This is a genomic window from Rubrivivax sp. JA1055 (genome assembly GCF_020966565.1).
In the GTDB taxonomy this organism is placed as follows: Bacteria; Pseudomonadota; Gammaproteobacteria; order Burkholderiales; family Burkholderiaceae_C; genus Rubrivivax; species Rubrivivax benzoatilyticus.
In genome coordinates, this window is sequence record NZ_JAJKFP010000006.1 from 797,565 (window position 1) to 819,471 (window position 21,907).

20 protein-coding genes and 2 riboswitches are annotated in these 21,907 nt (G+C 73.8%); of the genes, 7 read left to right on the forward strand and 13 right to left on the reverse strand.

Annotation, left to right across the window (positions count from 1 at the left end; translation table 11 throughout):
* Window positions 1-113: 113 nt before the first annotated feature.
* On the reverse strand, window positions 114-2,141 hold the full coding sequence (locus tag LOC65_RS13095) for a diguanylate cyclase domain-containing protein (protein ID WP_230247798.1): 2,028 nt from the start codon (window positions 2,139-2,141) through the stop codon (window positions 114-116).
* Between the two features lie 277 nt (window positions 2,142-2,418).
* Here LOC65_RS13095 and LOC65_RS13100 point away from each other — a divergent pair, with 277 nt between their 5' ends.
* Window positions 2,419-3,120 carry a glutathione S-transferase N-terminal domain-containing protein gene (locus tag LOC65_RS13100; protein WP_230247799.1) on the forward strand — a complete coding sequence of 234 codons (702 nt, stop codon included), beginning with the start codon at window positions 2,419-2,421 and terminating at the stop codon, window positions 3,118-3,120.
* Window positions 3,121-3,176: 56 nt separating this feature from the next.
* On the forward strand, window positions 3,177-3,539 hold the full coding sequence (locus tag LOC65_RS13105; RefSeq protein WP_009859097.1) for a hypothetical protein: 363 nt from the start codon (window positions 3,177-3,179) through the stop codon (window positions 3,537-3,539).
* A 1-nt stretch (window position 3,540) separates the two neighbouring features.
* On the opposite strand, the gene LOC65_RS13110 is transcribed toward LOC65_RS13105, so the two are convergent.
* The 3 genes from LOC65_RS13110 to LOC65_RS13120 are packed head-to-tail and all read right to left on the reverse strand — an operon-like array spanning window position 3,541 to window position 8,043.
* Window positions 3,541-4,167 (reverse strand): response regulator transcription factor, encoded by a 627-nt coding sequence (locus tag LOC65_RS13110; RefSeq protein WP_230247800.1) that lies wholly within the window; start codon window positions 4,165-4,167, stop codon window positions 3,541-3,543.
* Entirely contained in the window at window positions 4,164-5,921 is a 1,758-nt protein-coding gene (locus LOC65_RS13115; protein ID WP_230247801.1) for a PhnD/SsuA/transferrin family substrate-binding protein, read from the reverse strand. The genes LOC65_RS13110 and LOC65_RS13115 overlap by 4 nt, the downstream gene beginning before the upstream one ends.
* Window positions 5,922-5,973: 52 nt before the next feature.
* Window positions 5,974-8,043 (reverse strand): c-type cytochrome, encoded by a 2,070-nt coding sequence (locus LOC65_RS13120; RefSeq protein ID WP_230247802.1) that lies wholly within the window; start codon window positions 8,041-8,043, stop codon window positions 5,974-5,976.
* Window positions 8,044-8,199: 156 nt separating this feature from the next.
* On the opposite strand from LOC65_RS13120, the gene murI reads away from it, so the two are divergent.
* On the forward strand, window positions 8,200-9,024 hold the full coding sequence (murI, locus tag LOC65_RS13125; RefSeq protein WP_230247803.1) for a glutamate racemase: 825 nt from the start codon (window positions 8,200-8,202) through the stop codon (window positions 9,022-9,024).
* Window positions 9,025-9,140: 116 nt separating this feature from the next.
* Window positions 9,141-9,764, forward strand: a complete 624-nt coding sequence (locus LOC65_RS13130) for a YitT family protein (RefSeq protein ID WP_009859102.1) — start codon at window positions 9,141-9,143, stop codon at window positions 9,762-9,764.
* A 148-nt stretch (window positions 9,765-9,912) separates the two neighbouring features.
* Here LOC65_RS13130 and LOC65_RS13135 read toward each other — a convergent pair whose 3' ends face one another.
* The 6 genes from LOC65_RS13135 to LOC65_RS13160 form a co-directional block, all read right to left on the reverse strand.
* Window positions 9,913-10,215, reverse strand: coding sequence for a hypothetical protein (locus LOC65_RS13135; protein ID WP_009859104.1), 303 nt, complete (start codon window positions 10,213-10,215; stop codon window positions 9,913-9,915).
* Between the two features lie 96 nt (window positions 10,216-10,311).
* Entirely contained in the window at window positions 10,312-11,313 is a 1,002-nt protein-coding gene (locus LOC65_RS13140; RefSeq protein WP_230247804.1) for an aminotransferase class I/II-fold pyridoxal phosphate-dependent enzyme, read from the reverse strand.
* A complete protein-coding gene (gene cbiB / locus LOC65_RS13145) occupies window positions 11,301-12,221 on the reverse strand; it encodes an adenosylcobinamide-phosphate synthase CbiB (protein ID WP_009859106.1) in 921 nt (306 codons plus the stop codon). The genes LOC65_RS13140 and cbiB overlap by 13 nt, the downstream gene beginning before the upstream one ends.
* On the reverse strand, window positions 12,218-13,105 hold the full coding sequence (locus tag LOC65_RS13150; RefSeq protein WP_009859107.1) for an ABC transporter substrate-binding protein: 888 nt from the start codon (window positions 13,103-13,105) through the stop codon (window positions 12,218-12,220). The genes cbiB and LOC65_RS13150 overlap by 4 nt, the downstream gene beginning before the upstream one ends.
* Window positions 13,102-14,421 (reverse strand): cobyrinate a,c-diamide synthase, encoded by a 1,320-nt coding sequence (locus LOC65_RS13155; RefSeq protein WP_230247805.1) that lies wholly within the window; start codon window positions 14,419-14,421, stop codon window positions 13,102-13,104. The genes LOC65_RS13150 and LOC65_RS13155 overlap by 4 nt, the downstream gene beginning before the upstream one ends.
* Window positions 14,422-14,438: 17 nt before the next feature.
* Window positions 14,439-16,280, reverse strand: a complete 1,842-nt coding sequence (locus LOC65_RS13160; RefSeq protein WP_230247806.1) for a TonB-dependent receptor domain-containing protein — start codon at window positions 16,278-16,280, stop codon at window positions 14,439-14,441.
* Window positions 16,281-16,350: 70 nt separating this feature from the next.
* A riboswitch (cobalamin riboswitch) is annotated at window positions 16,351-16,588 on the reverse strand.
* Between the two features lie 153 nt (window positions 16,589-16,741).
* On the opposite strand from LOC65_RS13160, the gene LOC65_RS13165 reads away from it, so the two are divergent.
* Genes LOC65_RS13165 through LOC65_RS13175 form a run of 3 tightly spaced genes read left to right on the forward strand, consistent with a single transcriptional unit; the run spans window position 16,742 to window position 19,527 of the window.
* Window positions 16,742-17,857 (forward strand): YeeE/YedE family protein, encoded by a 1,116-nt coding sequence (locus tag LOC65_RS13165; protein ID WP_037289780.1) that lies wholly within the window; start codon window positions 16,742-16,744, stop codon window positions 17,855-17,857.
* 46 nt (window positions 17,858-17,903) lie between these two features.
* On the forward strand, window positions 17,904-18,230 hold the full coding sequence (locus LOC65_RS13170) for a cytochrome c (protein WP_029718311.1): 327 nt from the start codon (window positions 17,904-17,906) through the stop codon (window positions 18,228-18,230).
* Window positions 18,231-18,240: 10 nt separating this feature from the next.
* The gene (locus tag LOC65_RS13175; protein WP_230247807.1) at window positions 18,241-19,527 is read left to right on the forward strand and encodes an NAD(P)/FAD-dependent oxidoreductase; all 1,287 of its coding nucleotides are present in this window, start codon (window positions 18,241-18,243) and stop codon (window positions 19,525-19,527) included.
* A 42-nt stretch (window positions 19,528-19,569) separates the two neighbouring features.
* On the opposite strand, the gene LOC65_RS13180 is transcribed toward LOC65_RS13175, so the two are convergent.
* From LOC65_RS13180 to soxY, 3 genes are all read right to left on the reverse strand, one after another.
* Window positions 19,570-20,712, reverse strand: coding sequence for a branched-chain amino acid ABC transporter substrate-binding protein (locus LOC65_RS13180; RefSeq protein WP_009855961.1), 1,143 nt, complete (start codon window positions 20,710-20,712; stop codon window positions 19,570-19,572).
* 166 nt (window positions 20,713-20,878) lie between these two features.
* Window positions 20,879-20,978, reverse strand: a riboswitch (glycine riboswitch).
* Window positions 20,979-21,081: 103 nt separating this feature from the next.
* Window positions 21,082-21,396: a thiosulfate oxidation carrier complex protein SoxZ gene (soxZ, locus tag LOC65_RS13185; RefSeq protein ID WP_230247808.1), complete on the reverse strand. Its 315-nt coding sequence runs from the start codon at window positions 21,394-21,396 to the stop codon at window positions 21,082-21,084.
* A gap of 10 nt (window positions 21,397-21,406) precedes the next feature.
* Window positions 21,407-21,883 carry a thiosulfate oxidation carrier protein SoxY gene (gene soxY, locus LOC65_RS13190; RefSeq protein ID WP_230247809.1) on the reverse strand — a complete coding sequence of 159 codons (477 nt, stop codon included), beginning with the start codon at window positions 21,881-21,883 and terminating at the stop codon, window positions 21,407-21,409.
* Between the last annotated feature and the right edge of the window lie 24 nt (window positions 21,884-21,907).

Sequence of the window (21,907 nt, forward strand, 5' to 3'; positions counted from 1 at the left end):
GCTGGCACGGGCGGACCGTCCGGCGTGCCGGCGCGAGTCGTTCACGCGACACGGTGCCGCGCGTGGCGCGGGGCCGCCGCGGCGTCGCCGCGCTGCAGCCGGTACGCGGCCGATCAGGCCATCGCCACGCCACCGCCGGCGCGCTTGGCGTCGTAGCAGGCGGCATCGGCCGCCGCCAGCCACTGGTCGGCGCTGCTGCCGGCGCACAGTTCGGCCACGCCGAGGCTGGCGCCGACCTGCAGCGGCTGGCCGTCGTGGACCAGCTGCAGCGCGCAGATCGCCCGGCCGACCTTGGCGGCGACGGCCTGCCCCTGGCGGCCGTCGCAGTGCGGCAGCAGCAGCGCGAACTCGTCGCCGCCGATGCGCGCCGCCGAGTCGCTGCTGCGCACGCTCTCCAGGATCGCCGCGGCGACACGGCGCAGCATGGTGTCGCCGGCGGCATGGCCGGCCAGGTCGTTGACCGGCTTGAAGCGGTCGAGGTCGATCATCACCAGCGTCGCCGGCCGGGCGTCGGCGCCGGCCTGGGCGCGCGCGGCGAGCACCTGCTGCACCGCCTTGGCCAGGCCGTCGCGGTTGAGCAGGCCGGTGAGCGGGTCGTGGCGGGCCGCGTGCTCCAGTTGCTGGCGGGCGTCGACCTGGCCGCTGATGTCGTACATGCACCAGATCGTGCCGGCGCGGGGGTCGGCAGCGTCGACCGGGCGGGCACGCAGCCGGCTCCAGAACAGCAGGCCGTCGGCACCGACCAGGCGCCACTCGCCTTCGTAGACGCCGCCGGCGGCAAACGCGGCGGCGGCCTCCTGGCGCATCGTGCGGTCCTCGGCCGGCACGGCGAACAGGATCTCGGTCGAGGCGCCGATCAGGCGTGACTCGTCGCGGCCCAGCAGCCGGCAGACCTCGGCGCTGACGAGTTCGAGCCGGCCGTCACGCTCGAACATCAGCCCCACCGGCGACGCCTCCAGCACCGAACCCAGACGCCGCAGCACGACGGCCCGGGCCTCCTCGGCGCGCATGCGCTCGGCGACGACCTGGCGCAGCGTCGCCGCCAGGCGGCCGATCTCGCCGTCGGCCTCCGGCCAGGCGGCACGCTGGTCGCCGGCCAGCAGTTGCGCGGCGCGGCGCTGCAGGCGCTCCAGCGGCCTGAGCTGCAGGCTCAGGAACCACACCAGCAGCAGCGCCATCGCCAGCGAGAACAGCATGCCGACGCGGAAGGCCTCGGCGCGCGCATCACGCAGCGGCGCCTGCAGCTGCGCACGCGGCAGGATGCGCCAGACCTGCCAGCCGGTCTCGGGCTCGCCGGCCATCGCGACGACCCCCGCCTCGTCCGACCAGGTGCCGGCCTGGGCCGACAGCGGCCGCCCGGCCTCGACCCAGCGCGCATGGGCCGGCGCCAGCCGGGGTTCGGCCGACGCCGGCCGCAGCACGAAGGCCGGATCGGGATGCGAGACGATGCGGCCTTCGGCGTCGGTGACGACGGTCACCTCGCCGTCTTCGGTGTTCGAGCCTTCCGAATCAGCGAGGTCGGCAGCCAGGCCGCCTTCCATCAACGCCAGCGAACCGAACAGCACGCCGTAGACACGGTCCTCGGCATCGATCAGCGGATGCGCCAGCACGACCACCGGCCGGCCGCTGACCACGCCGAGCGTGGGGCTGGAAATCACCGGCCGGCGCAGGCGCCGGGCCCGCTCGAAGGTCGCCGTGCGGGCGACGTCGGCCTGCGGCACGGCGACGCCGTCGCGCGTGGCGGCCAGCACGACCCGGCCCTCGCCGTCGGCGACGACGACGGCGACGAAGCTCGCGCGCAGCGAGGCCTGCGAGAGCAGGAACTCGCGCAGCCGGCGGGTGTCGGCCACCAGCTCGGGCGACAGCAGCGGCGCCGTCGCCGACAGCGCGAGCTGCATCGAACGCACTCGGCGGCCGACGATGTCGGCGTTGTGCTGCACCTCGAACTGCTGCTGCTGCTCGACCGCGGCCTCGGTGTGCTCCTCGGCCACCCGCAGCATCTGCGCGAGCGTCAGCACGATGGTCGCGAACAGCACCAGCGTGGAGCCGACCGCCAGTCGCGCCTTGAGCGTCGGCAGCCAGCGCGCGACAACGCCGACGCGGCGGCCCTGCACCGCCCGCGCCGCGTCATCCGCCGCCACCGAGGAACCCGCCCAAGCCTGCAACCGTCGCCTCCCACGCGCCTGCCCGCGCCGACCGGACGGCCCACGCGTGCCGCGATTCTGGACAGATGCGGCCAGACTGCGGCGGCGAAAAGACGGCAGGCGACCCGCCATCTCGCCGGCCGGAGGGACGTGGTGCGACGAAAGTCTCGTTTGCCGCCCCCCGGCCGCGGCCAAGGGCGGCCCGGGACGCCGGGCCGGCCGCCGAGACGGCGGACAACTCGCGCGCCAGAATGGCTGCACAGGAGATGCCGACATGACGCTGCACGACTTCCCGATCACCACCAAGTGGCCGCCCCGGCACCCCGAGCGGCTGCAGCTGTACTCGCTGCCGACGCCCAACGGCGTGAAGGTCTCGATCATGCTGGAGGAGACCGGCCTGCCCTACGAGGTGCACCGCGTGTCCTTCGACAAGCAGGACCAGCTCTCGCCCGAGTTCCTGTCGCTGAACCCGAACAACAAGATCCCGGCGATCCTCGACCCCGACGGCCCGGGCGGCAGGCCGCTGGCGCTGTTCGAGTCGGGCGCGATCCTGCTGTACCTGGCCGAGAAGACCGGTCAGTGCCTGCCGCGCGACCCGGCGGCCCGGTGGCAGGCGGTGCAGTGGCTGATGTTCCAGATGGGCGGTGTCGGGCCGATGTTCGGCCAGCTCGGTTTCTTCCACAAGTTCGCCGGCAAGGACTGGGAAGACAAGCGCCCGCGCGAACGCTACGCCAGCGAGTCGCGCCGGCTGCTCGCCGTGCTCGACGGCCACCTCGCGGCCCGCGCCTGGATGATGGGCGACGAGTTCACGATCGCCGACATCGCGATCTTCCCCTGGGTCAACAACCTCGTCGGCTTCTACGACGCCGGCGACCTGGTCGGCTTCAGCGGCTTCGCCAACGTGCAGCGGGTGCTCGAGGCCTTCATGAACCGGCCCGGCGTGGCGCGCGGCATGAAGGTGCCGGCGACACGCTGAGTCCGCTCGGGCTGGCGGCGCTAGCATCGGCAGCACCGCACTTCGCCGAGCCCGCCATGTCCCCGCGCCGCCTGTTCACCACCCTGCTCTGCGCCGCCCCGCTGGCCACGATCGCGGCGCCGATCTGGCAGCAGTCGGCCAGCGCCGAGGTCGAGCTCGGCGTGCGCGACAAGTACGGCGAGACGCCGTTCCGCGCCGAGTTCGTCGTCGTCGGCCCCGAAGGCCGGCGCGAGACGAAGGCGATCACCGTCGAAGGCGGTGCCTTCGGCCTGGTGCGTTATCCGGCCGACTTCGAGGGTTACCTCGCGCCGGGCGCCTACCGCTGGACGGCGCGTGTCGGCGGCAAGGTCGTCGCCAGCGGCCGCTTCAGCTTCGAGCAGGACGAACGCGGGCGGCAGCGGCTGGTGGTCGAGGACTGAATCAGCCCTCGACCGAAGCCACCATGCGCGCCAGCTCGGCCACCGAGCCGGCTTCCATCTTCGCCATGATCGACGCGCGGTAGGCCTCGACCGTCTTCACCGACAGCTCCAGCTCCCAGGCGACGGTCTTGTTCAGCTTGCCGGCGAGGATGCCGCCCAGCACCTCGCGCTCGCGCCGGCCCAGGCGCGCCAGGCGCTCCTCGATCGTGCGCCGGCGCGTCTGCCGCGCCAGCGTCTCGCGCGACAGCACGATGGCCGCGGCGACGCGGTCCAGCAGGTACTGCTCCTGGAACGGCTTCTCGATGAAGTCGTAGGCGCCGGCCTTCAGCGCCTCCACCGCCATCGGCACGTCGCCGTGGCCGGTGACGACGAGGATCGGCAGCGGGAAGTCGCGTTCGGCCAGCCGGCGCTGCAGCTCCAGCCCGCTCATGCCCGGCATGCGCACGTCCAGCACCAGCGCGCCAGGGCGCTGGGCCTCGCGCGGCGGCAACGCGGCGAGGAACTCGTCGGCCCCGGCGTGGCAGGCCGAGTCCAGGCCGACCGAGGCGAACAGGAACTGCATCGAGCGGCGCATCGCGTCGTCGTCGTCGACGACCAGGATCTGCGGCGTGTCTTCGGCGGCACTCATCTCGGCTCCTCGGTGGCGGGCGGCAGCACGACGCGCATCGTCGCGCCGCCGTCGGCTTCGGCGCTGGCCGTCAGCCGGCCACCGTGGCTCTCGACGATCGTGCGGCAGATCGACAGCCCCAGCCCCAGGCCCTGCGGCTTGGTCGTGAAGAAGGGGTCGAAGAGCCGCGCCTGGACCTCCGGCGGCAGGCCGCTGCCGTGGTCGCGCACGGCGAGCTCGACGCCGGCCTCGCCCTGCGCCGTCGTGACGACGATGCCGCGTTCGTGCGCCACGCCGTCGGGCGTCGCGTCGAGCGCGTTCTGCAGCAGGTTCAACAGCACCTGCTCGATCTCGATGCGGTCGGCGTTGACCGCCGGCAGCGCGCCGTGCGGGCGCCAGACCAGGGGGATCGCGCGACGCGCGGCAGCGTGCGCGAACAGCGGCAAGGTCTCGCCGACGACGACATCCAGGTCCAGCGGCTCGCGCCGCGCGTCGCGCCGGCGCACGAAGCCGCGGATGCGGCGGATGATGACCGCGGCCCGCTCGGCCTGGCCGGCTATGCCGCGTGCGCCGTCGCGCAGGAAGGCGGTGTCGCTGCGGCCGGCGTCGATGTAGCGTGTCATGCCTTCGGCGTAGTTGGTGATCGCCGCCAGCGGCTGGTTCAGCTCGTGGGCGATGTTGGACGCCATCTCGCCGAGGATGCCCAGGCGCGAGAACTGGTCGCGCTGCTCGCGGTGCAGGCGCGCGGCCTGCTCGGCTTTCTCGCGCTCCTGGATCTCGCGTGTCAGCTCGGCGGTGCGCCGGCGCACCAGGCTCTCGACGCGCGCGACGTGCACCAGCCACCAGGCCAGCGCCAGTGCCGCCGCCGCGAACCACGGCCAGTAGCCGGCGACCAGGCCACGCAGCGTGGTGTGCGACAGGTACTCGTAGGGGCCGATCTTCAGCGTGCGGAACAAGGCGTGCACCGAGCTGTAGTCCTGCGGCGCGGTCCAGGCGCGGCCGTCGACCGGGGCCATCGTCAGCAGGCTGGCGGTGACCGCCTTGGCGAGGTCGGGCGAGGTGCCGGCCAGGCGCGCGAACGGCCAGTCGGGGTACAGGCGCGAGGACAGCCGGCACGGGAAGTGGCCGGCCGCGCGCTCGCCGACGACGGCGAACTCGTCGGCCCGCACGCGGCCGGCGGCGATCTGCTCTTCGAGAAGACAGGTGCGCAGCACGCCGGCGTCGGCGCGGCCGGCGCGCAGCGCGTCGATCACACGTTCCATCGGGAAGCCGGTCTCGACCAGCGCTTCCAGCCGCGTGACGTCGACCCCGGCCTCGGCCATCTCGCGCCAGACGACACGCCAGCCGCCAAAGGCATCCGCCGCGACGACGGCGACGCGGCGCCCGGCGAGGTCCTCGAAACGTTCGGCGTGGCCCGGCCGGTTGGGCACGACGACGGTCGAGCCGACGCTGTCGGTCGGCACCGCGTGCTCGCGGCTCTCCAGCGTCGCCAGCCGCGTGACGCCGTGCGCCGACTCCAGCTCGACGTAGTAGCCGGGGTTGGTGACGACGAAGTCGAGTTCGCCACGCCCGACGGCGGCGGCAAGGCCCGCCGCGTCCAGCGGCTGCAGCGTGAAGCGGTGCTCGGGCAGCGTGCGCCGCAGCTGCGCCACCGTCGGCTCGAAGTCGCGTGCCGCACGTTCCGAACCCTGGTAGGCAAGCACGCCGATGCGCACGTCGTCGGCGCGGGCGACGGCGGCGGCGAGCAGGCAGCAGAAGACGATCAGCAGGCGCACGGCGGAAGGAAGCGGAAACGAAAAGGCCGGCTCGTCGAGCCGGCCCCGGGGGTCAGTAGCGTGCGTCCTTGGGCTTGGGATCCTTGGGCCAGTCCTTCACCTTGTCGGGGAAGTCGGGCCGCGGCTGGTGCGAGAAGTACTCGGCCACGTCCAGCGCCTCCTGGTCCGACAGCCCGCCCTGGCCCAGCGGGAACTTCTCGTGGAAGCCGACCGGCATATTACGCTTGACGAAAGCGGCGGCCGTGTAGGTGCGGGCCATGCCGGCGCCGAGGTTGAACGAACGTTCGCCCCACAGCGGCGGGTAGACCATGCGCCCGGCTTCGTCCTTCAGGCCCTCGCCGTTGGCGCCGTGGCAGACCGCGCACTGCGCGGCGTAGACCTTCTCGCCGTTGACCGGGTCGGGCACCAGCTTCGGGTCGATCTTGCCGATGCCGCGGCCGGACACCTGGTCGCCCTTCTGCGTCGCGCCGCGCATCCAGTCGAAGTAGGCGACCATGGCCTTCAGGTCGGGCGAGTCGGCCGGCAGCGGCTTGCCGTTCATCGAGCGGCGGAAGCAGCCGTTGATGCGGTCTTCCATCGTGATGACCTTGCCGGCGCGCGGCGCGTACGACGGGAAGAAGGCGCTGACACCGACGTAAGGCGAGCCGCCGGCCACCGTGCCGGCGTTCAGGTGGCACGAGGAGCAGTTCATGTCGGCGCCGACGTGCTCGGGCAGCAGTTCGCGCGTCTGGGCGTTGAGCCGCATGCCGCGCACCAGCTGTTCGGCATTGGGCTCGGCCAGCAGTGCGGCCAGGCGCGGCGTCTCGAACTTCGAGGCCTCGACCGTCGGGTCCAGGCGCGCCCGTGCCTGCATGACCTGGTTGGCGCTGACGGGACCGGCGCCGTCGCCCCAGGCGGCGCGCACGAAGCTCAGGATCTCGGCGATCTCGTCGTCGCCCAGGCGGGAGAAGCCGGGCATCGTGTAGATGCGCGGGTGGCGCTCGGTGCCGGCGGTCTTCCAGCCGGTCAGCGTCAGGTGCAGCAGTGTCGACGGGTCGCGTGCGGCGACCGTCGGGTTGCCGTCCAGCGCCGGGAACACGCTCTTGACGCCGCGGCCGTCGGCGCGGTGGCAGTCGGTGCAGAACTGCGTGTAGCCCAGCCCGCCGCGGGTCGTGTAGCTGGCCTCGGGCGTGCCGCGCGAGGCGCGGCGTTCGGCCGGCGCCGGGCGCTCGCCGGGCAGCGCCGCGAGGTAGGTGGCGATGGCCAGCAGGTCGTCGTCGCGGAAGTGCTGCGTCGAGTGCAGGATGACCTCGGTCATGCTGCCGGAGACGGCACCGAAGCGGTTCTGCCCGGTCTTCAGCAGCTCGACGGTGTCGGCCACCGGGCCCAGGCCGCGCAGGTCGACGGCGTGCCAGTCCTCGACGACCGAGCCGGCGAGGAACTGCCGGCCGCCCGAGCCGCCGCCCTGCATCGCCTTCTCCTGGAAGGCCAGGCCGCGCGGCGTGTGGCAGGCGCCGCAGTGGCCGGGGCCCTGCACGAGGTAGGCGCCGCGGTTCCACAGCGCGTCCTTCGTCGCATCGGGCACGAAGGGCGTGGTGTCGGCGAAGACCGCGTTCCACAGCGCCAGGCCGGCGCGCAGGTTGAACGGGAAACGCATCGTCGCTTCGCGGTTGGCCGCCGCCACCGGCGTCACCTCGTCGCGCAGATAGGCCCACAGCGCGCGCATGTCCTCGTCGCTCAGCTTGGCGTAGGACGGGTAAGGCATCGCCGGATACAGGCGGTGGCCGTCGGCGGCGACGCCGTGGCGCATCGCACGCTCGAAGGCGCCGAAGCTCCAGCCGCCCAGGCCGGTGGCGGCGTCGGGCGTGATGTTGGTCGACCAGATCGTGCCGAACGGCGACTCGAGCGCACGCCCGCCGGCGAGCGCGGCGCCACCGGGCGCGGTGTGGCAGGCGACGCAGTCGCCGAGCTGGGCGACGTAGCGGCCGCGTTCGATCAGCGCGGCGTCGTGCTGCGGCACGGCGGCGCCTTCGACGACGGCCGGCGCACGGGCGATCCAGGCCGCGGCGGCGCCGCCGACGAGCACGATCGCTGCCGCGGCCAGCGCCAGGCGCCGCGGGAGTCGGGAGGGGGTGGTGGTCATGGTCCGGGGACTTCTGGTTCTCGTGGGTTCGAGCCTAGGGTTCACCCTGATTCGTGGCGAGCCGGGCTTCCACGCCGCCCGACCCGGGTTTCCCCGGATTTCCCGAGCGGCACGCTCGGCGACCCGGCGCCGCGCTGGCCTAAGATCGCGCCCGTCTTGCCTGCCGTTCCCACTCCTCCCCTGCCCGCCCACGACTCGCCGATCGGCGTCTACGACTCCGGTGTCGGCGGCCTGTCGGTGCTGCGTGCGCTGCGCGCCCGCCTGCCGGCCGAACGTTTCGTCTACGTCGCCGACAGCGGCCACGCGCCTTATGGCGACCGGCCGCGGCCTTATCTGCTCGGCCGCGCCGGCGCGGTCGCCGACTTCTTCGTCGCCCAGCGCGCCAAGGCGCTGGTGCTGGCCTGCAACACGATCAGCGTCGTCGCCGCCGAGACGCTGCGTGCGCGCCACGCGCTGCCGATCGTCGCGATGGAGCCGGCGATCAAACCCGCCGTCGCCGCGACACGCAGCGGCATCGTGCTGGTGCTGGCGACCACCGCGACGGTGCACAGCCCGGCGGTGGAGCGCCTGTGCCGCATCTGGGGCCGCGAGGTCGAGATCCTGCTGCAGCCCTGCCCCGGCCTCGTCGAGCTGATCGAGCAGGGGCGTTTCGCCGACCCGGCGACGCGTACGCTGCTGGAGCGTTATCTGCGCCCGGCGCTGGACGCCGGCGCCGACATGGTGGTGCTCGGCTGCACCCACTACGCCTTCTTGCAGGACGAGATCCGGCGCCTGGCCGGGCCTGCGGTGCAGGTCATCGAGCCGTCGGAAGCCGTCGCGCGCCAGCTCGTGCACCGGCTCGGCCCGGCGCTGGCGCCGGCCGGCGCCGCCGGGGCCTCGACCTGCTACTACAGCTCGGGCGACCCCGAGGCGCTGCGCCGTTTTCTCGAGCTGATGGGGCGGCCGGGCGCGGTCGTGCACACACTGCCGCAGGACGGTTGATCGGCGACGCCACCGCTGGCGCAAATCCTGCTCGCCGGAAATCGGGACAATCCCGTCCTTTCGCGCCGCCGGGGCCACAAGCCCCAAGGCGGTGAACACGTGCCCCACCCACGCACATGGCCGCCAGTTCCTCCGCTCCCCATCCCCCCGTCGCCCACAGCCGGCTCGACGACGCGCACGCGCTGATCGCCGGCTCGCTGTTCGTCGCGCTGGGCATGACGATGTTCGCCCACGTCGGGCTGCTGACCGGCGGTGTCGCCGGCGTCGCCTACCTGCTGCGCTACGCCTTCGGCGTCGACCTGTCGCTCGCCTTCTTCGTCCTGAACCTGCCGTTCTACTGGCTGGCCTGGCGCCAGCTCGGCGGCGAGTTCACGCTGAAGAGTTTCGTCGCCGTCGCGCTGGTCTCGGCGTTCACGGCGGCGGCGCCGCGTTTCGTGCGCTTCGAGCTGCTGGACCCGTGGGTGGCCTCGATCGTCGGCGGCCTGCTGATCGGCTTCGGCCTGCTGGCGCTGCTGCGCCACCGTGCCAGCGTCGGCGGCGTCAACATCCTCGCGCAGTTCCTGCAGCAGAAACGCGGCTTCAGCGCGGGCAAGGTGCAGATGTCGGTCGACGTCTGCGTCGTGCTCGCGGCACTGGCGACCGTTTCGCCCGAAAGGGTGCTGCAGTCGGCCGTCGGCGCGGTGGCGATCGGCGCCTTCCTGACGCTGAACCACCGGCCCGGGCGTTACCTCGGCGTCTAGGCTCAGGCCATCAGCGGCACGGCCCATTAGACCAGGCTCACCGCCACGCACAGCAGCACGGCGGCCGTGAGGTCCAGCCAGCGCTGGCGGCGGCGCCATTCCAGACGCTGGATCGACAGGCGGATCGGGTCGTTCATCACCAGCTCCGTCAGTGCATGCGCGCGGCAAGGCCGCTGGGTTCGCCCGGCGGCGGCACCGGCGGACGCGCCGCGATCTCGCGCCACTGCGCCAGCGCACGGCGCACCGACTGTCGCACCGGCGGCGCCAGCGCCTCGGCCCGCGAGTCGACGAAGGCGAGGTTCTCGACGACACGAGAGGCCACCAGGCCACGCTCGCCGCCGTGCGCGGTGCTCGCGCAGCGGCCGAGCGCGACCCAGGTCGCCATCAGCACGGAGGTGGAGGCCAGCAGGGCGTCGGCGACGTCGGGGTCGGCAAGAGGATCGGCGTGCATGGTGCGGCAGGAGCAAACGGCGATCTCATCGTATTGAGAACCGTTCTCAACTGCAACCGTATCCCTGACGTCGAGGCGGTGACCCCGCCGCGGGCATCAGCCGCGGCGCAGCGCCACGCGCAGCGCCTCGACGGCCGCCGGCGGCTGCGCAGACAGCCGCCACCGGCCCGGCAGGCCGAACGAGGCGGTGTCGCGCACCGCGACGCCGTGCGCACGCAAGGCCGCCGCGTCGGGCACGCCGGCCGGCGGACGTGCGCAGAGGAAGTTGGCGACACCAGGCTCGGCCTCGAAGCCGAGCTGCTCCAGCGCCAGGCGCAAGCCGGCCATCCACTCGCCCAGCGTCAGCCGGGCGCCGGCCAGCCAGCGCTGCGTCGCCGGTTCGACCCAGGTCTCGAGCATCGCGACGGCGTGCGCGCCCAGCGGCCACGAGGGCTCGGCCGCGGCCAGCGCCGCGACCCAGGCGCCGACGTCCCAGTCGACGGCTTCGGGAGCCGGCGCGACGACGTAGGCGCCGCGCAGCCCGCACAGGCCCAGCGCCTTGTTCGGGCTGTGCAGCACGAAGGCCGCATGGCGGTCGGCAGCGCTCCAGCGGCTGGCGCCGCCCAGGCGCAGCGGGGCGTAGACCGAATCGAGCACGGTCGGCACACGCGCCAGGTCGCGCGGCGGCGGCGCGTCCTGGCCCAGCGGGCTCGAGGGCTCGCCGATCCAGCGCAGCGTGGCGTCGGAGCCGGTGGTGACGCCACGCCCCGCGGCGCGCGCCGCGGCCGCGTAGTCGCCGTAGGCATGCGCCGGCAGCGCCACGGCACCCGGCGCCAGGCGCGCACCGACGACGGTGACGCGCTGGATGAACTCGCTCGCGCTGGCCGCCAGCACTATGCGCGCGGGCTCGACACGGTGCCAGTCGGCCAGGCGCTCGCGCAGCGCGTGGTAACCGGGGTCGGGGTAGCGTGTCGGGTCGACACGCTGCAAGGCCGAGACGGCGGCCGGACAAGGGCCGACGGCGTTGGCGCAGGTCGAGAAGTCCCAGGGCGCGGGCCCGTGGCGGTCGGGGCCGCCGTGCACCCGGTCGGGCTCCGGCAAGGTCCTCAGGCGGTCCATGCAAACTCCAGCAGCAGCCACAGCAGCGCCACGGCCAGCGCGGCGCCGGCGGCCTGGCCGGCGAACGCCAGCGCCCGCGCCAGCGCCGTCGTGTCGGCCTCGGCTCCCTGATCGTTGAGCGTGTAGACGCCCGGTTTGCCCAGGCGTACCCCCAGGCGCAGCGCCATCGCGCCCATCGGCCAGCCGCCGTTGGGCGACGGCGTGCGCGCGGCTTCGCGCGCCAGCGGCGCCCAGCCCAGCGACGGCCGCCACAGCAGGGCCGCGGTCAGCCGCGCCGGCAGCCAGCCGAGCAGATCGTCGGCACGCGCCGACCACTTGCCGGCCCATTCCCAGCGGCCGCGGTAGCCCCACATCGCGTCCAGCGTGTTGACCGCGCGCCAGGCCCAGGCGCCCGGCAGACCGGCGACGCAGAACCAGAACAGCGGCGCGACGAACGAGTCGTTGAGGTTCTCGGCCAGGGTCTCGATCGCCGTCTCGCGGACCTCGCGCGCGTCGAGCTGCTCGACGTCGCGGCTGCACAGGCTGCGCAGCCGCTGCCGTGCCGCCGGCAGGCCGCCGTTGGCGAACGCGGCATCGACGCCGGCAACCTCGTCGCGCAGCATGCGCCAGGCGAACGAGGGCTTGAGCGCCAGCGCCAGCAGCGGCACCGCGGCCCAGGCCGGCAGCATGAACAGCGCCGCCTGCAGCGCCCAGGCCAGCGCCGCGACGCCGCCGACCACCGCCCACCAGGCCAGCGTGCCGGCCAGCAGCGCGGCGCGCGGCGCCAGCGTCGGCAGCCGGCGGTGCAGCGGCATGATCGCGTGGCCCAGCCAAGCCACCGGGTGCCAGGCGTCGCGCGGCTCGCCGAAGCGCCGGTCGATCCACCAGGCCAGCAGCAGCGCGGCGGCGAGGACGAGGGCCGTGTTCATCGTGTCGTGGCCGCGGGCTCGGAGGCCAGGCGCTGCAGACAGTCGACGATCGCCGCGGCGCCTTCGCCCAGGCGCGGGCCGGGGCGGATCAGCAGCTCGAAGCGCTCCGGGGCGAAACCGCAGACGCGGCCGCCGCGCACCGCCGACATCGCCGCCCAGCCCGGCCGCGCGGCCAGCCCGGCGACGTCGCGCTGCTGCATCAGCAGCAGGTCGGGGTCGGCGCGCACGACGAACTCCGGGTTGAGCCGCGGAAAGGGCCCGAGCTCGGCCGGCACGACGTTCACCAGGCCCAGCCGGGCCAGCGTGTCGCCGACGAAGGACCCGGCGCCGGCGCCCCAGCTGCCGCCGTGGATCTCGAAGTACACGCGCCGGCCGCGCAGCGCCGCCGGCACACGCGCCGCCGCGGCGGCCAGTTCCCGGTCCAGCCGCACGAGCAGGCGCTCGGCCTCGGCACGCCGGCCGAGCGCCTGGCCCAGCGTGCGCATCGCCTCGACCATGTCGTCATGGCGCTCGGCGTGCACACGCAGCACGCGCAGGCCCAGCGCCTCGAGCCGGTCGCTGGCGCGTGAACGATCGGACGCCAGCACCAGGTCGGGCCGCAGCGCGACCACCGCCTCGATGATCGCGTCCTCCATGCCGCCGACACGCGGCAGCGCCGCCAGCGCCGGCGGCCAGTTGGAGAAACGGTCGACGCCGACCAGCCGGTCGCCGGCCCCGAGCACCCAGACCGTCTCGGTCAGCGACGGCAGCAGCGAGACGATGCGCTGCGGCGGCGCCTGCAGCCGCAGCTCGGTGCCGCGTGCGTCGCGCACGACGACCGGCGCCGCGGCCGCCCCGGCCGCCAGCGCCAGCGCCGCCAGCAGGATCAGCAGGCGCCGGATCATGCGAGCGCTCCCGGCGAGAACAGCCGCGCCGTCAGTTCGGGCGACGAGGCGAACCACGGGTGGAACCAGCTCGCCTTCAGCGCGCCGAGTTCGTACACCGGCTCGCCCGGCGGCAGCGGCAGGCCGGCGCCGGCACGCGCCGGTTCGGTGTGCAGGGCGGCCACCAGCCCGGTCTCGAAGCGCGACCAGTGGAAGCTGTGGCCGCGCAGCTCGCCACGGCCGAAGACGAGGCGGTGCGGGCCCAGCGCGGCGACACGCTGGCCGAGCACCGCGCGACCGGGCAGCAGGCCCCAGAGGCGGTGCTCGCGGCCCTGGCCGTCGACGAGGGTCTCGGCCAGCGCCATCATGCCGCCGCACTCGGCCCAGACCGGGCGGTCGGCCGCCAGGTGCGCCGCGAGTTGCGCCGCCAGGTCGCGGCGGGCGGCCAGCGCCTCGGCGTGCAGCTCCGGGTAGCCGCCGGGCAGCCAGACGGCGTCGCAGTCGGGCAGCGCGTCGCCGGCCAGCGGCGAGAAGAACACCGTCTCGGCGCCGAGCGCGTGCAGGGTCTGCAGATTCGCCGGATAGACGAACGCGAACGCCGCGTCGTGCGCGACGGCGATGCGCCGGCCGTCGAGCCGGCGGTGCGGCGCGGCCGGCGCGGCGACCGGCGGCGGCACCCACTGCGGCCAGTCGGCCAGGGCCCGCGCGCCCAGCGGTGTCGAGGCCAGCGCGTCGGCGGCGGCGTCGAGCCGGGCCAGCGCATCGGGCAGCTCGCCGGCGGCGCTCAGGCCGAGATGGCGCTCCGGCAGCGCGAAGCGGCCGTCGGCCGGCAGCGCGCCGGCCCAGCCGGCCTCGGGCGGCAGCGCCGCCTGCAGCATCGTCGCGTGGCGCGCGCCGCCGACGCGGTTGGCCAGCACACCGGCCCAGCGCAGCTCGCGCCAGCTGCGCAGCCCGTGCACGAGGGCGCCGAAGGTGGCGGCCATCTTCGCCGCGTCGATGACCGCCAGCACCGGCAGGCCGAAACGCTGCGCCAGGTCGGCCGCGCTGGGCTCGCCGTCGTACAGGCCCATCACGCCCTCGACGACGACGAGCTCGGCCTCGGCCGCCGCCTGTGCCAGACGCGCCGCGCAGTCGGCTTCGCCGTTGATCCACAGGTCCAGCGTGTCGACGCTGGCGCCGCTGGCCAGCGCCAGCCATTGGGGATCGAGGAAGTCGGGGCCGCACTTGAAGGCCCGCACGCGCGCGCCGCGGCGCGCGTGCAGCCGCGCCAGCGCGCAGGCGACGGTGGTCTTGCCCTGGCCGGAGGCCGGGGCGGCGACGAGCACGACGGCGGCCATCGTCCCGGTCCCCGCGCTCAGACCGCCCAGCGCAGCACGACGAGCGCGCTGCGGCCGGCGACGTTGTAGCTGCGCGCGAGCGCGTAGTCCTTGTCGCCCGCGTTGTCGAGGCGCGCCTGCAGCGTCAGGCCCTTGCCGAGCGTGGTCTCGGCGCTCAGGTTGACGAGGCCGTAGCCGCCCAGGCGCCGGGTGTTGGCGGCGTCGTCCCAGCGTTCGCCGGCGGCCTGGACCTCGGCGCCGAGGCGCCAGCCGGCGAGCACGGTGTCCGCGCCCAGCGTCGCCAGGCGGCGCGCACGGCGGGCGATCAGCTTGTCGGTGGCCTCGTTCCTCGGGTCGTGGAAGTCCGCCGAGGCGCGCAGCGCGACGGCGCCGACGCGCGTGCGGCCGGACAGCGTCAGCCCCTCGTAGCTCGCCTGGCCGACGTTCTCGTAGCAGCCTCTGGCCGACACGCAGGCACCGGCGGCGCCGAAGACGATCAGGTCCTCGACCTTGTTGCGCCAGGCGACGAGGCCGATCTCGTGCTCGCCGGCGCTGCGGCGCAGGCCGATCTCGAGGTTGCGGCCGCTCTCGGGCACCAGGTTCGGGACGCCGTAGTCGCTGAAGCGCTGGTACAGCGTCGGCGCGCGGAACGAGGTCGCGGCCGACGCCGTCAGGCGCCAGGCCGGCGCGAAGCGCCAGCCCCAGGCCAGGCTGCCGGTGCCCTTGCCGCCGAACTCGCTGTCGTCGTCGTGGCGGGCGTGGGCCTGCAGCGAATGCACGCCGAACTCGCCGCGCCAGCCCAGCGCGACGCCGTCCTGCGAACGTTCGTCCTGCAGCCGCACGGCCGTGGCCGAGGCCAGGTTGTCCAGGCGGTCCTCGCGCCGCTCCAGCGTCAGCGAGACCCGCTGGCCGGGCCGCAACTGCTGCTCGTGCTGCAGCGTCAGGTCGCGCAAGCGCGTGCGCGTCTGGTAGATGCTGGGCTCGGTCTCGTAGAGGCTGCGCGACTCGGACAGCCGGGCGCTGCTCAGCGCCTGCTCGTTCCACTGGCCGCGCCAGGACAGCGCGGTGGTGCGCAGTTCGTGATGCGAGCGGTCGTCGCGCGTCGAGCTGCCGTCGTAGCGGGCGTTCAGGTGGCTGTCGGTCATCGAGGCCTCGACACGGTGCTCCGGCGCGAGCTGCCAGCCCACGCGGGCCTGCAGCGAACCGCGGCGCCAGCCGTCGGTGTCGGGATTCTGGCCGTCGCGCGCATCGAAGCCGTTGCTGTCGCTCCAGCCGGCCGACAGCGCGTAGTCCAGGCGCCCGTCCGAGCCCGAGAGCCCGGCGTCGGCGAGCCGGCTGCCGCGGCTGCCCCAGCCCAGGCCGCCGCTGGCGCGCAGCGCGCCCTGGCCGCGGCGGGTGAAGACCTGCACCACGCCGCCGACGGCGTCCGAGCCGTAGACCGCGGCCGCCGGACCACGCAGCACCTCGACGCGTTCGATGCGGTCCAGCGCGATCTGCTCCCAGGCGGCGCCGCCGGTGCTCTGCGAGTCGACGCGCACGCCGTCGACGTAGACCGCGGTGTGGCGCGTCTCGCCGCCGCGGATGTAGACGCTGGTGCTGCCGCCGGGGCCGCCGTTGCGGCTGATCTCGATGCCGGGCAGGCGGGCGAGCAGGTCGGCGACGCTGCTCGCGCCGCTGCGCTCGATCGCCGCGCGGTCGACGAGCGAGACGTCGGCCAGCGTCTGCGACAGACGCTCTTCGAGACGGCTGGCGGTGATGACGATCGGGTCTTCGCCGGCCTGGGCGAAGGCCGCCGGCGCGACGGCGGCGGCGACGGCGAGACGGGTGGCGAGAGCGCAGGCGCGCAGCGGGGCGTTCAAGCCCGGGACGGAAGTCGACATGAAAAAAGTCAGAGTCGGCGCGGCCGACCACCTCCCCGCAGCCGCCGCTGTACGGTGCCCGCGCCGCAGGCGCACGCACCCCCACGTTGGCCGGTATCCGGGCTGGCGGCGCGACCCGTGTGCCCTTCCCAGGCGCTTGACCCAGTGGATTCGACACGAGCGGAAGCCTGCGAGGGCTCCGACCGCTTACCGTTGCGGGGGCAGCTCAGGTTGGGGGCGAACCGGCGACACCGTGTCGCCCCTTCCTGATTCCCGTTGAACTGTCCCGGCAGACGCCGGGGACGAGCACCAACGGGGCGCATGATAGGCAAGGCCACGGCAGCGCCGGGGCACGTTGCGCGATTCCTTGATGACAATCAAGCGAACGCCTCGACCGTCTTCCTTGCCTGGCGCAGAAGCACATGCGCATCGCGCACAAGCCGTGCGCCGGGACGGCCGGCAGCCGCCGCGACAATGCCGACATGCCCACCGCGGAAGAACTCGAGGCCCACCTGCGCCTGCTGCTGGCCGGCGCCTTCGTCATCGGCGCGGCCTTCGGCGCCATCTCGCAGCGCACCCACTTCTGCACGATGGGTGCGCTGGCCGACGTCTTCGCCTTCGGCGACCGCACCCGGCTGCGGGCCTGGGTCGCCGCCGTCGCCGTCGCGGTGCTGGGCTTTCACCTGATGGTGGGCCTGGGCTGGGTGCGTGCGGCCGACAGCCTGTACGGCGGCACACGCGTGGGCTGGCTGTCGGCGATCGTCGGTGGCGCGATGTTCGGCCTGGGCATGGTGCTGGCGTCGGGCTGCGCGGCACGCAACCTGGTGCGCCTGGGCGGCGGCAGCCTGAAGTCGCTGGTCGTCGTGCTCGTCGTCGGCGCCAGCGGCTTCGCGGCGATGAAGGGCGTCAGCGCGGTGCTGCGCGTGGCCAGCGTCGACCGCGTCGGCTTCGAGCTGCCGGCCGGCCAGGACGCGGCCGGTGCGCTGGCCGCCGCCACCGGCCTGCCGCTGCAGACGCTCGCCCCCTGGCTCGGCGCGGCGGTGGCCGCGGCGCTGCTGGCCTGGGTGCTGGCACGGCCCGAAGGCCGCGGCCGCGAGGTCGCCGGCGGCGCCGCGATCGGGGTGCTGGTGGTCGCCGCCTGGTGGCTGTCGGGCCGGCTGGGTTTCGTGCCCGAACACCCCGAGACGCTGGAGCCGGCCTTCCTGGCGACGAACTCGCGGCGCATGGAGTCGCTGAGCCTGGTCGCGCCGCTGGCCTGGGGCCTGGACTGGCTGCTGTTCTTCAGCGACAGCCGCAAGACGCTGACGATCGGCATCTGCAGCGCCGCCGGCATCGTCGCCGGCTCGGCCGCGGTCGCGCTGGCCACACGCAGCTTTCGCTGGCAGGGTTTCGCCGGCACCGAGGACACGGCCGGCCATCTCGTCGGCGCGGTCCTGATGGGCACCGGCGGCGTCACCGCGCTGGGCTGCACCGTCGGGCAAGGAATCGCAGGTCTATCGACGCTTTCCGCGCATAGCGCCATCGCCGTCTCGGCTATGGTCCTCGGCGGCTTCGCAGGCCTGGCGCTGCAGCGCCGGCGCATCGAACGCTGCGGCTGAACCCACCACCCCACCACGATCGGAGGACAACGACATGAGATCGCCGATGCGACCGATGCTGGTCGCGCTGGGCGCCGCGAGCCTGGCGCTGCCGGCCGCCGCCGACCTGCGGGCCGACGAGGCGCTGGCCGCGCGCTCGGTCGCCGCCACCTGCGCCAACTGCCACGGCACCGACGGCCACTCGCGCACGGCGATCAAGTCGCTGGCGGGCCAGCCGGCCGAGCGCATCCTGCAGTCGATCGCCGACTACCGCAGCGGCGCGCAGCCGTCGACGATCATGGCGCAGATCCTGCGCGGCTACAGCGACGAGCAGCTGCGGCTGGCGGCGCACTGGTTCGCGGCGCAGCCGGCCCGGCCGGCCGACGCCCGCTAGGAGCGACACGATGCAGCAACCCGATCGTTTCGCCCTCTCGCGCCGCCGCCTGCTGGGCGCGGGGCTGGCCGGCGGCACGCTGGCGCTGGCCGGCTGCGCCGGCAACCGCGTCGTCCAGCCGACACCCGGACGTGTCGTCGTCGTCGGCGGCGGTTTCGGCGGCGCCACCGCGGCACGCTACCTGCGGCTGTGGGGCGGTGTCGACGTCACGCTGGTCGAACGCGAGGCGGCGTTCGTCTCCTGCCCGATCTCCAACCTGGTGCTTGGCGGCTGGCGCACGCTGGACGACATCACGCGCGGCTACGACGGCCTGGCCGCCGCCGGCGTCAAGCGGGTGCGCGGCGAGGCCGTGGCGATCGACCCCGAACGCCGCCTGCTGCGCCTGGCCGACGGCAGCACCCTGCCCTGGGACCGGCTGATCGTCGCGCCCGGCATCGACTTCGACACCGCCGCGATCCCCGGCCTGCAGCCGGCACTCGACGCCGGCAGCGTGACGCACGCCTGGAAGGCCGGGCCGCAGACCGTCGCGCTGCGCCGCCAACTCGAGGCCCTGCCCGACGGCGGTGTCGTCGCGATGACGATCCCGCGCGCCCCTTACCGCTGCCCGCCGGGGCCTTACGAACGCGCCGCCGTCATCGCCGGCTGGCTGAAGCAGGCGCGGCCGCGCGCCAAGCTGCTGGTGCTCGACGCCAATGCCGAGATCCAGTCGAAGAAGGCGCTGTTCGAGCGCGCGTTCAAGGAGCACTACGCCGGCATCGTCGAGTACCGGCCGAACGCCGAGCTGCGCGAGGTCTCGGGGCGGCTCGCGCGTTTCGACTTCGAGGACGTGAAGGCCGACGTGCTCAACGTCATCCCGCCGCAGCGCGCCGGCCGGCTGGCGCAGGACGCGGGGCTGGTGACGGTCAACGGGCGCTGGGTGGGTGTCGACTGGCTGACGCTGGAGTCGCAGGCGCTGCCGGGCGTGCACGTGCTCGGCGACGCCACCTTCTCGGCGCCGCTGATGCCCAAGAGCGGACACATGGCCAACCAGCACGCCAAGGTGGCGGCGGCGGCGGTGATCCAGCGGCTGCGCGGCGAGCCGGTGAACCCGGCGCCGCTGGTGATGAACACCTGCTACAGCTACCTGTCGGCGACGCACGCGGTGCACGTCGCCTCGGTGCACCCTTACGACGCCGCCGAGAAGACCTTCAAGGCGGTGCCGGCCTCGGTCGGCGTGTCCAAGGACTGGAACACCGCCGAGGCGCTGTACGCGCAGGCCTGGGCCGAGAACATCTGGGCCGACGCGCTGGCGCTGTGAGCTTGCGGGCGGCCCCCGCGGGGGTGCCGCCCGCCGCCGCCGTCAGCGAACGACGGCGATCTCTTCGCGCTGGCCGCCCTTGAAGGTGTAGAGCGTCAGCGCGCCGTTCTTGATGTCGCCCTTCTCGTCGAAGGCGATCGTGCCGGTGACGCCCGGGACGCTGATCTTGGCCAGCACCGGCAGGTACTTCGCCGGGTCGGCCGAGCCGGCCTTGACCATCGCCTCGACCATCACCTTGGTCGCGTCGTAGGTGTAGGGCGAGTAGATCTGCACTTCGGTGCCGAACTTCTTCTTGAAGTCGGCCTTGAACTTGTCCATCACCGGCTTCTGCGCGCCTTCGACACCGCCGGCGATCGCGCAGACCACCTGGCCGTCGGGCACCTGGCCCGAAGCCAGCTTCGGCAGCTCGGCGGTGCAGACGCCGTCGCCGCCCATGAACTTCGACGTGATGCCGAGCTGCTTCATCTGGCGCAGCATCGGGCCACCGACGGCGTCCATGCCGCCGTAGAAGATGACGTCGGGCTTGGCGGCCTTGATGCCGGTGAGGATGCCGGTGAAGTCGGTCGCCTTGTCGTTGGTGAACTCGCGCTTGACGATGTTCGCGCCGGCGGCCTTGGCGGCCTTCTCGAACTCGGTGGCCACGCCCTGGCCGTAGGCGGTGCGGTCGTCGATGACGGCGACGGTCTTGGCCTTCAGCGTCTGCACCGCGTAGCGGCCCAGCGTGCCGCCGAGCTGGGCGTCGTCGGCGACCATGCGGAAGGTCGTCTTGAAGCCCTGGCGGGTGTAGCGCGGGTTGGTCACCGACGGCGCGATCTGCGGGATGCCGGCTTCGCTGTAGATGCGTGCGGCCGGGATCGCGGTACCGGAGTTCAGGTGGCCGACGACGCCGTTGACCTTGCTGTCGACGAGCTTCTGCGCCGCCGCGGTGCCCTGCTTCGGGTCGCCGCCGTCGTCTTCGGCGAGCAGCTCGAACTTCACCGGGCGGCCGCCGATCTGCACGCCCTTGGCGCTCAGCTCCTGGATCGCCATGCGCACGCCGTTCTCGTTGTCGCGGCCGAGGTGGGCGGCCGGGCCGCTGAGCGCGGCGACGTGGCCGATCTTGACGACGATCGGCTCGGCGGCCGACGCGGAAACGGCCACGCAGGCCAGGGCGAGCAGGGAAAGGCGCGGATGGAAGGCAGTCATGTTCGGGTCTCTCAGCAGGACGTCGTAGGCATGCCGGCGCCGCGCCCCTTGCGCAGCGTCACCCCCTCTGTCCTGACACCTGAGAGATTCACAGCGGCCGCCCGGCGCCGTTTGCTCCTTCGGCGCACCGGCGGACGTCACGCAGCCGGCGCTTCTTCAGAGTTCATCCAGGGCATCGGTCCGTGGTGCCTGAGAGTTTCCGGGGTGGTTGCTCCTTCGGCGCCGCGCGAAAAGGGTGGACGCGCGGGCTCTCCCGATGCCATTCGGGCTTTTGGCCTACCCGGCTGCGGATTCACCACCAGCCGGGCTAGAAGTAGTCGATTATGCCAGCGAACTACGGGGAAACCCGCAGCAAGCTCCCACGCCGTATCAGGCGATCACGGCCTCGGCGCTGCGGCGCTCGCCACGTGTGTCGACCCAGGAGACGCCGACCCGGTCGCCGGCCTTGCCGCCCCGGAGCGCGAAACGCAGGATGGGGTTCTTCGACACCGACGGGCCGAAGCGCAGCGTCAGTACCGGGCGGCCTTCCAGCGTCACGGCGACGTCCTGGATGTGCCAGGCCGGGATCGGCCGGCCGTCGCCGTCCTTGCGCTGGCCGGACTCCATCTCGTGGGCCATCAGCACGCGCACGACGGTGCGCTCGCCCTGTAGCTGGGCGCGAAGAAGGATGGGGGCGCTGGCCATGTCCTGCCCTTCAGGCGGCGCAGCCGCCGAGCGTCACGCGGATGTCCTTGCGCGCGTAGAACACGCGGCCGTCGGCGGTGGTGGCCACCGCCCAGACGTTGGACGACTGCGCCATCTTGACGCGGATGACGAACTCCGGGACCACGGCCTCGCCGAGCTCGAACAGCGCCGACAGCACCGCCGGGTTCTTCTCGACCAGCAGCAGCAGGCGGCGTGCGCCGGGCAGCGTCGTGGCCAGCGTCAGCTCGACGGCGGCGCCGTTCTCGGCGATGTCCGGGCCGGCGAGCGTGACCGCCGGGCTCGGCACCGGCGCCGGCCAGCCGAGCGCGGCGTTCAGCTCGGCCAGCGAACGGGCCTCGAAGGCCTGAGACAGCGACGCGGCAGCAGCCGGGCGGGGCCACAGCCCCTGCGCCAGCAGCAGTGCCGCGACGGCGGCGGAAGCGGTCAGCGCCTCGCGGCGCCGCGGGTCCGGCAGGGTCTGGTCCATCGTGCCATTGTGGCCCAGCCGGGT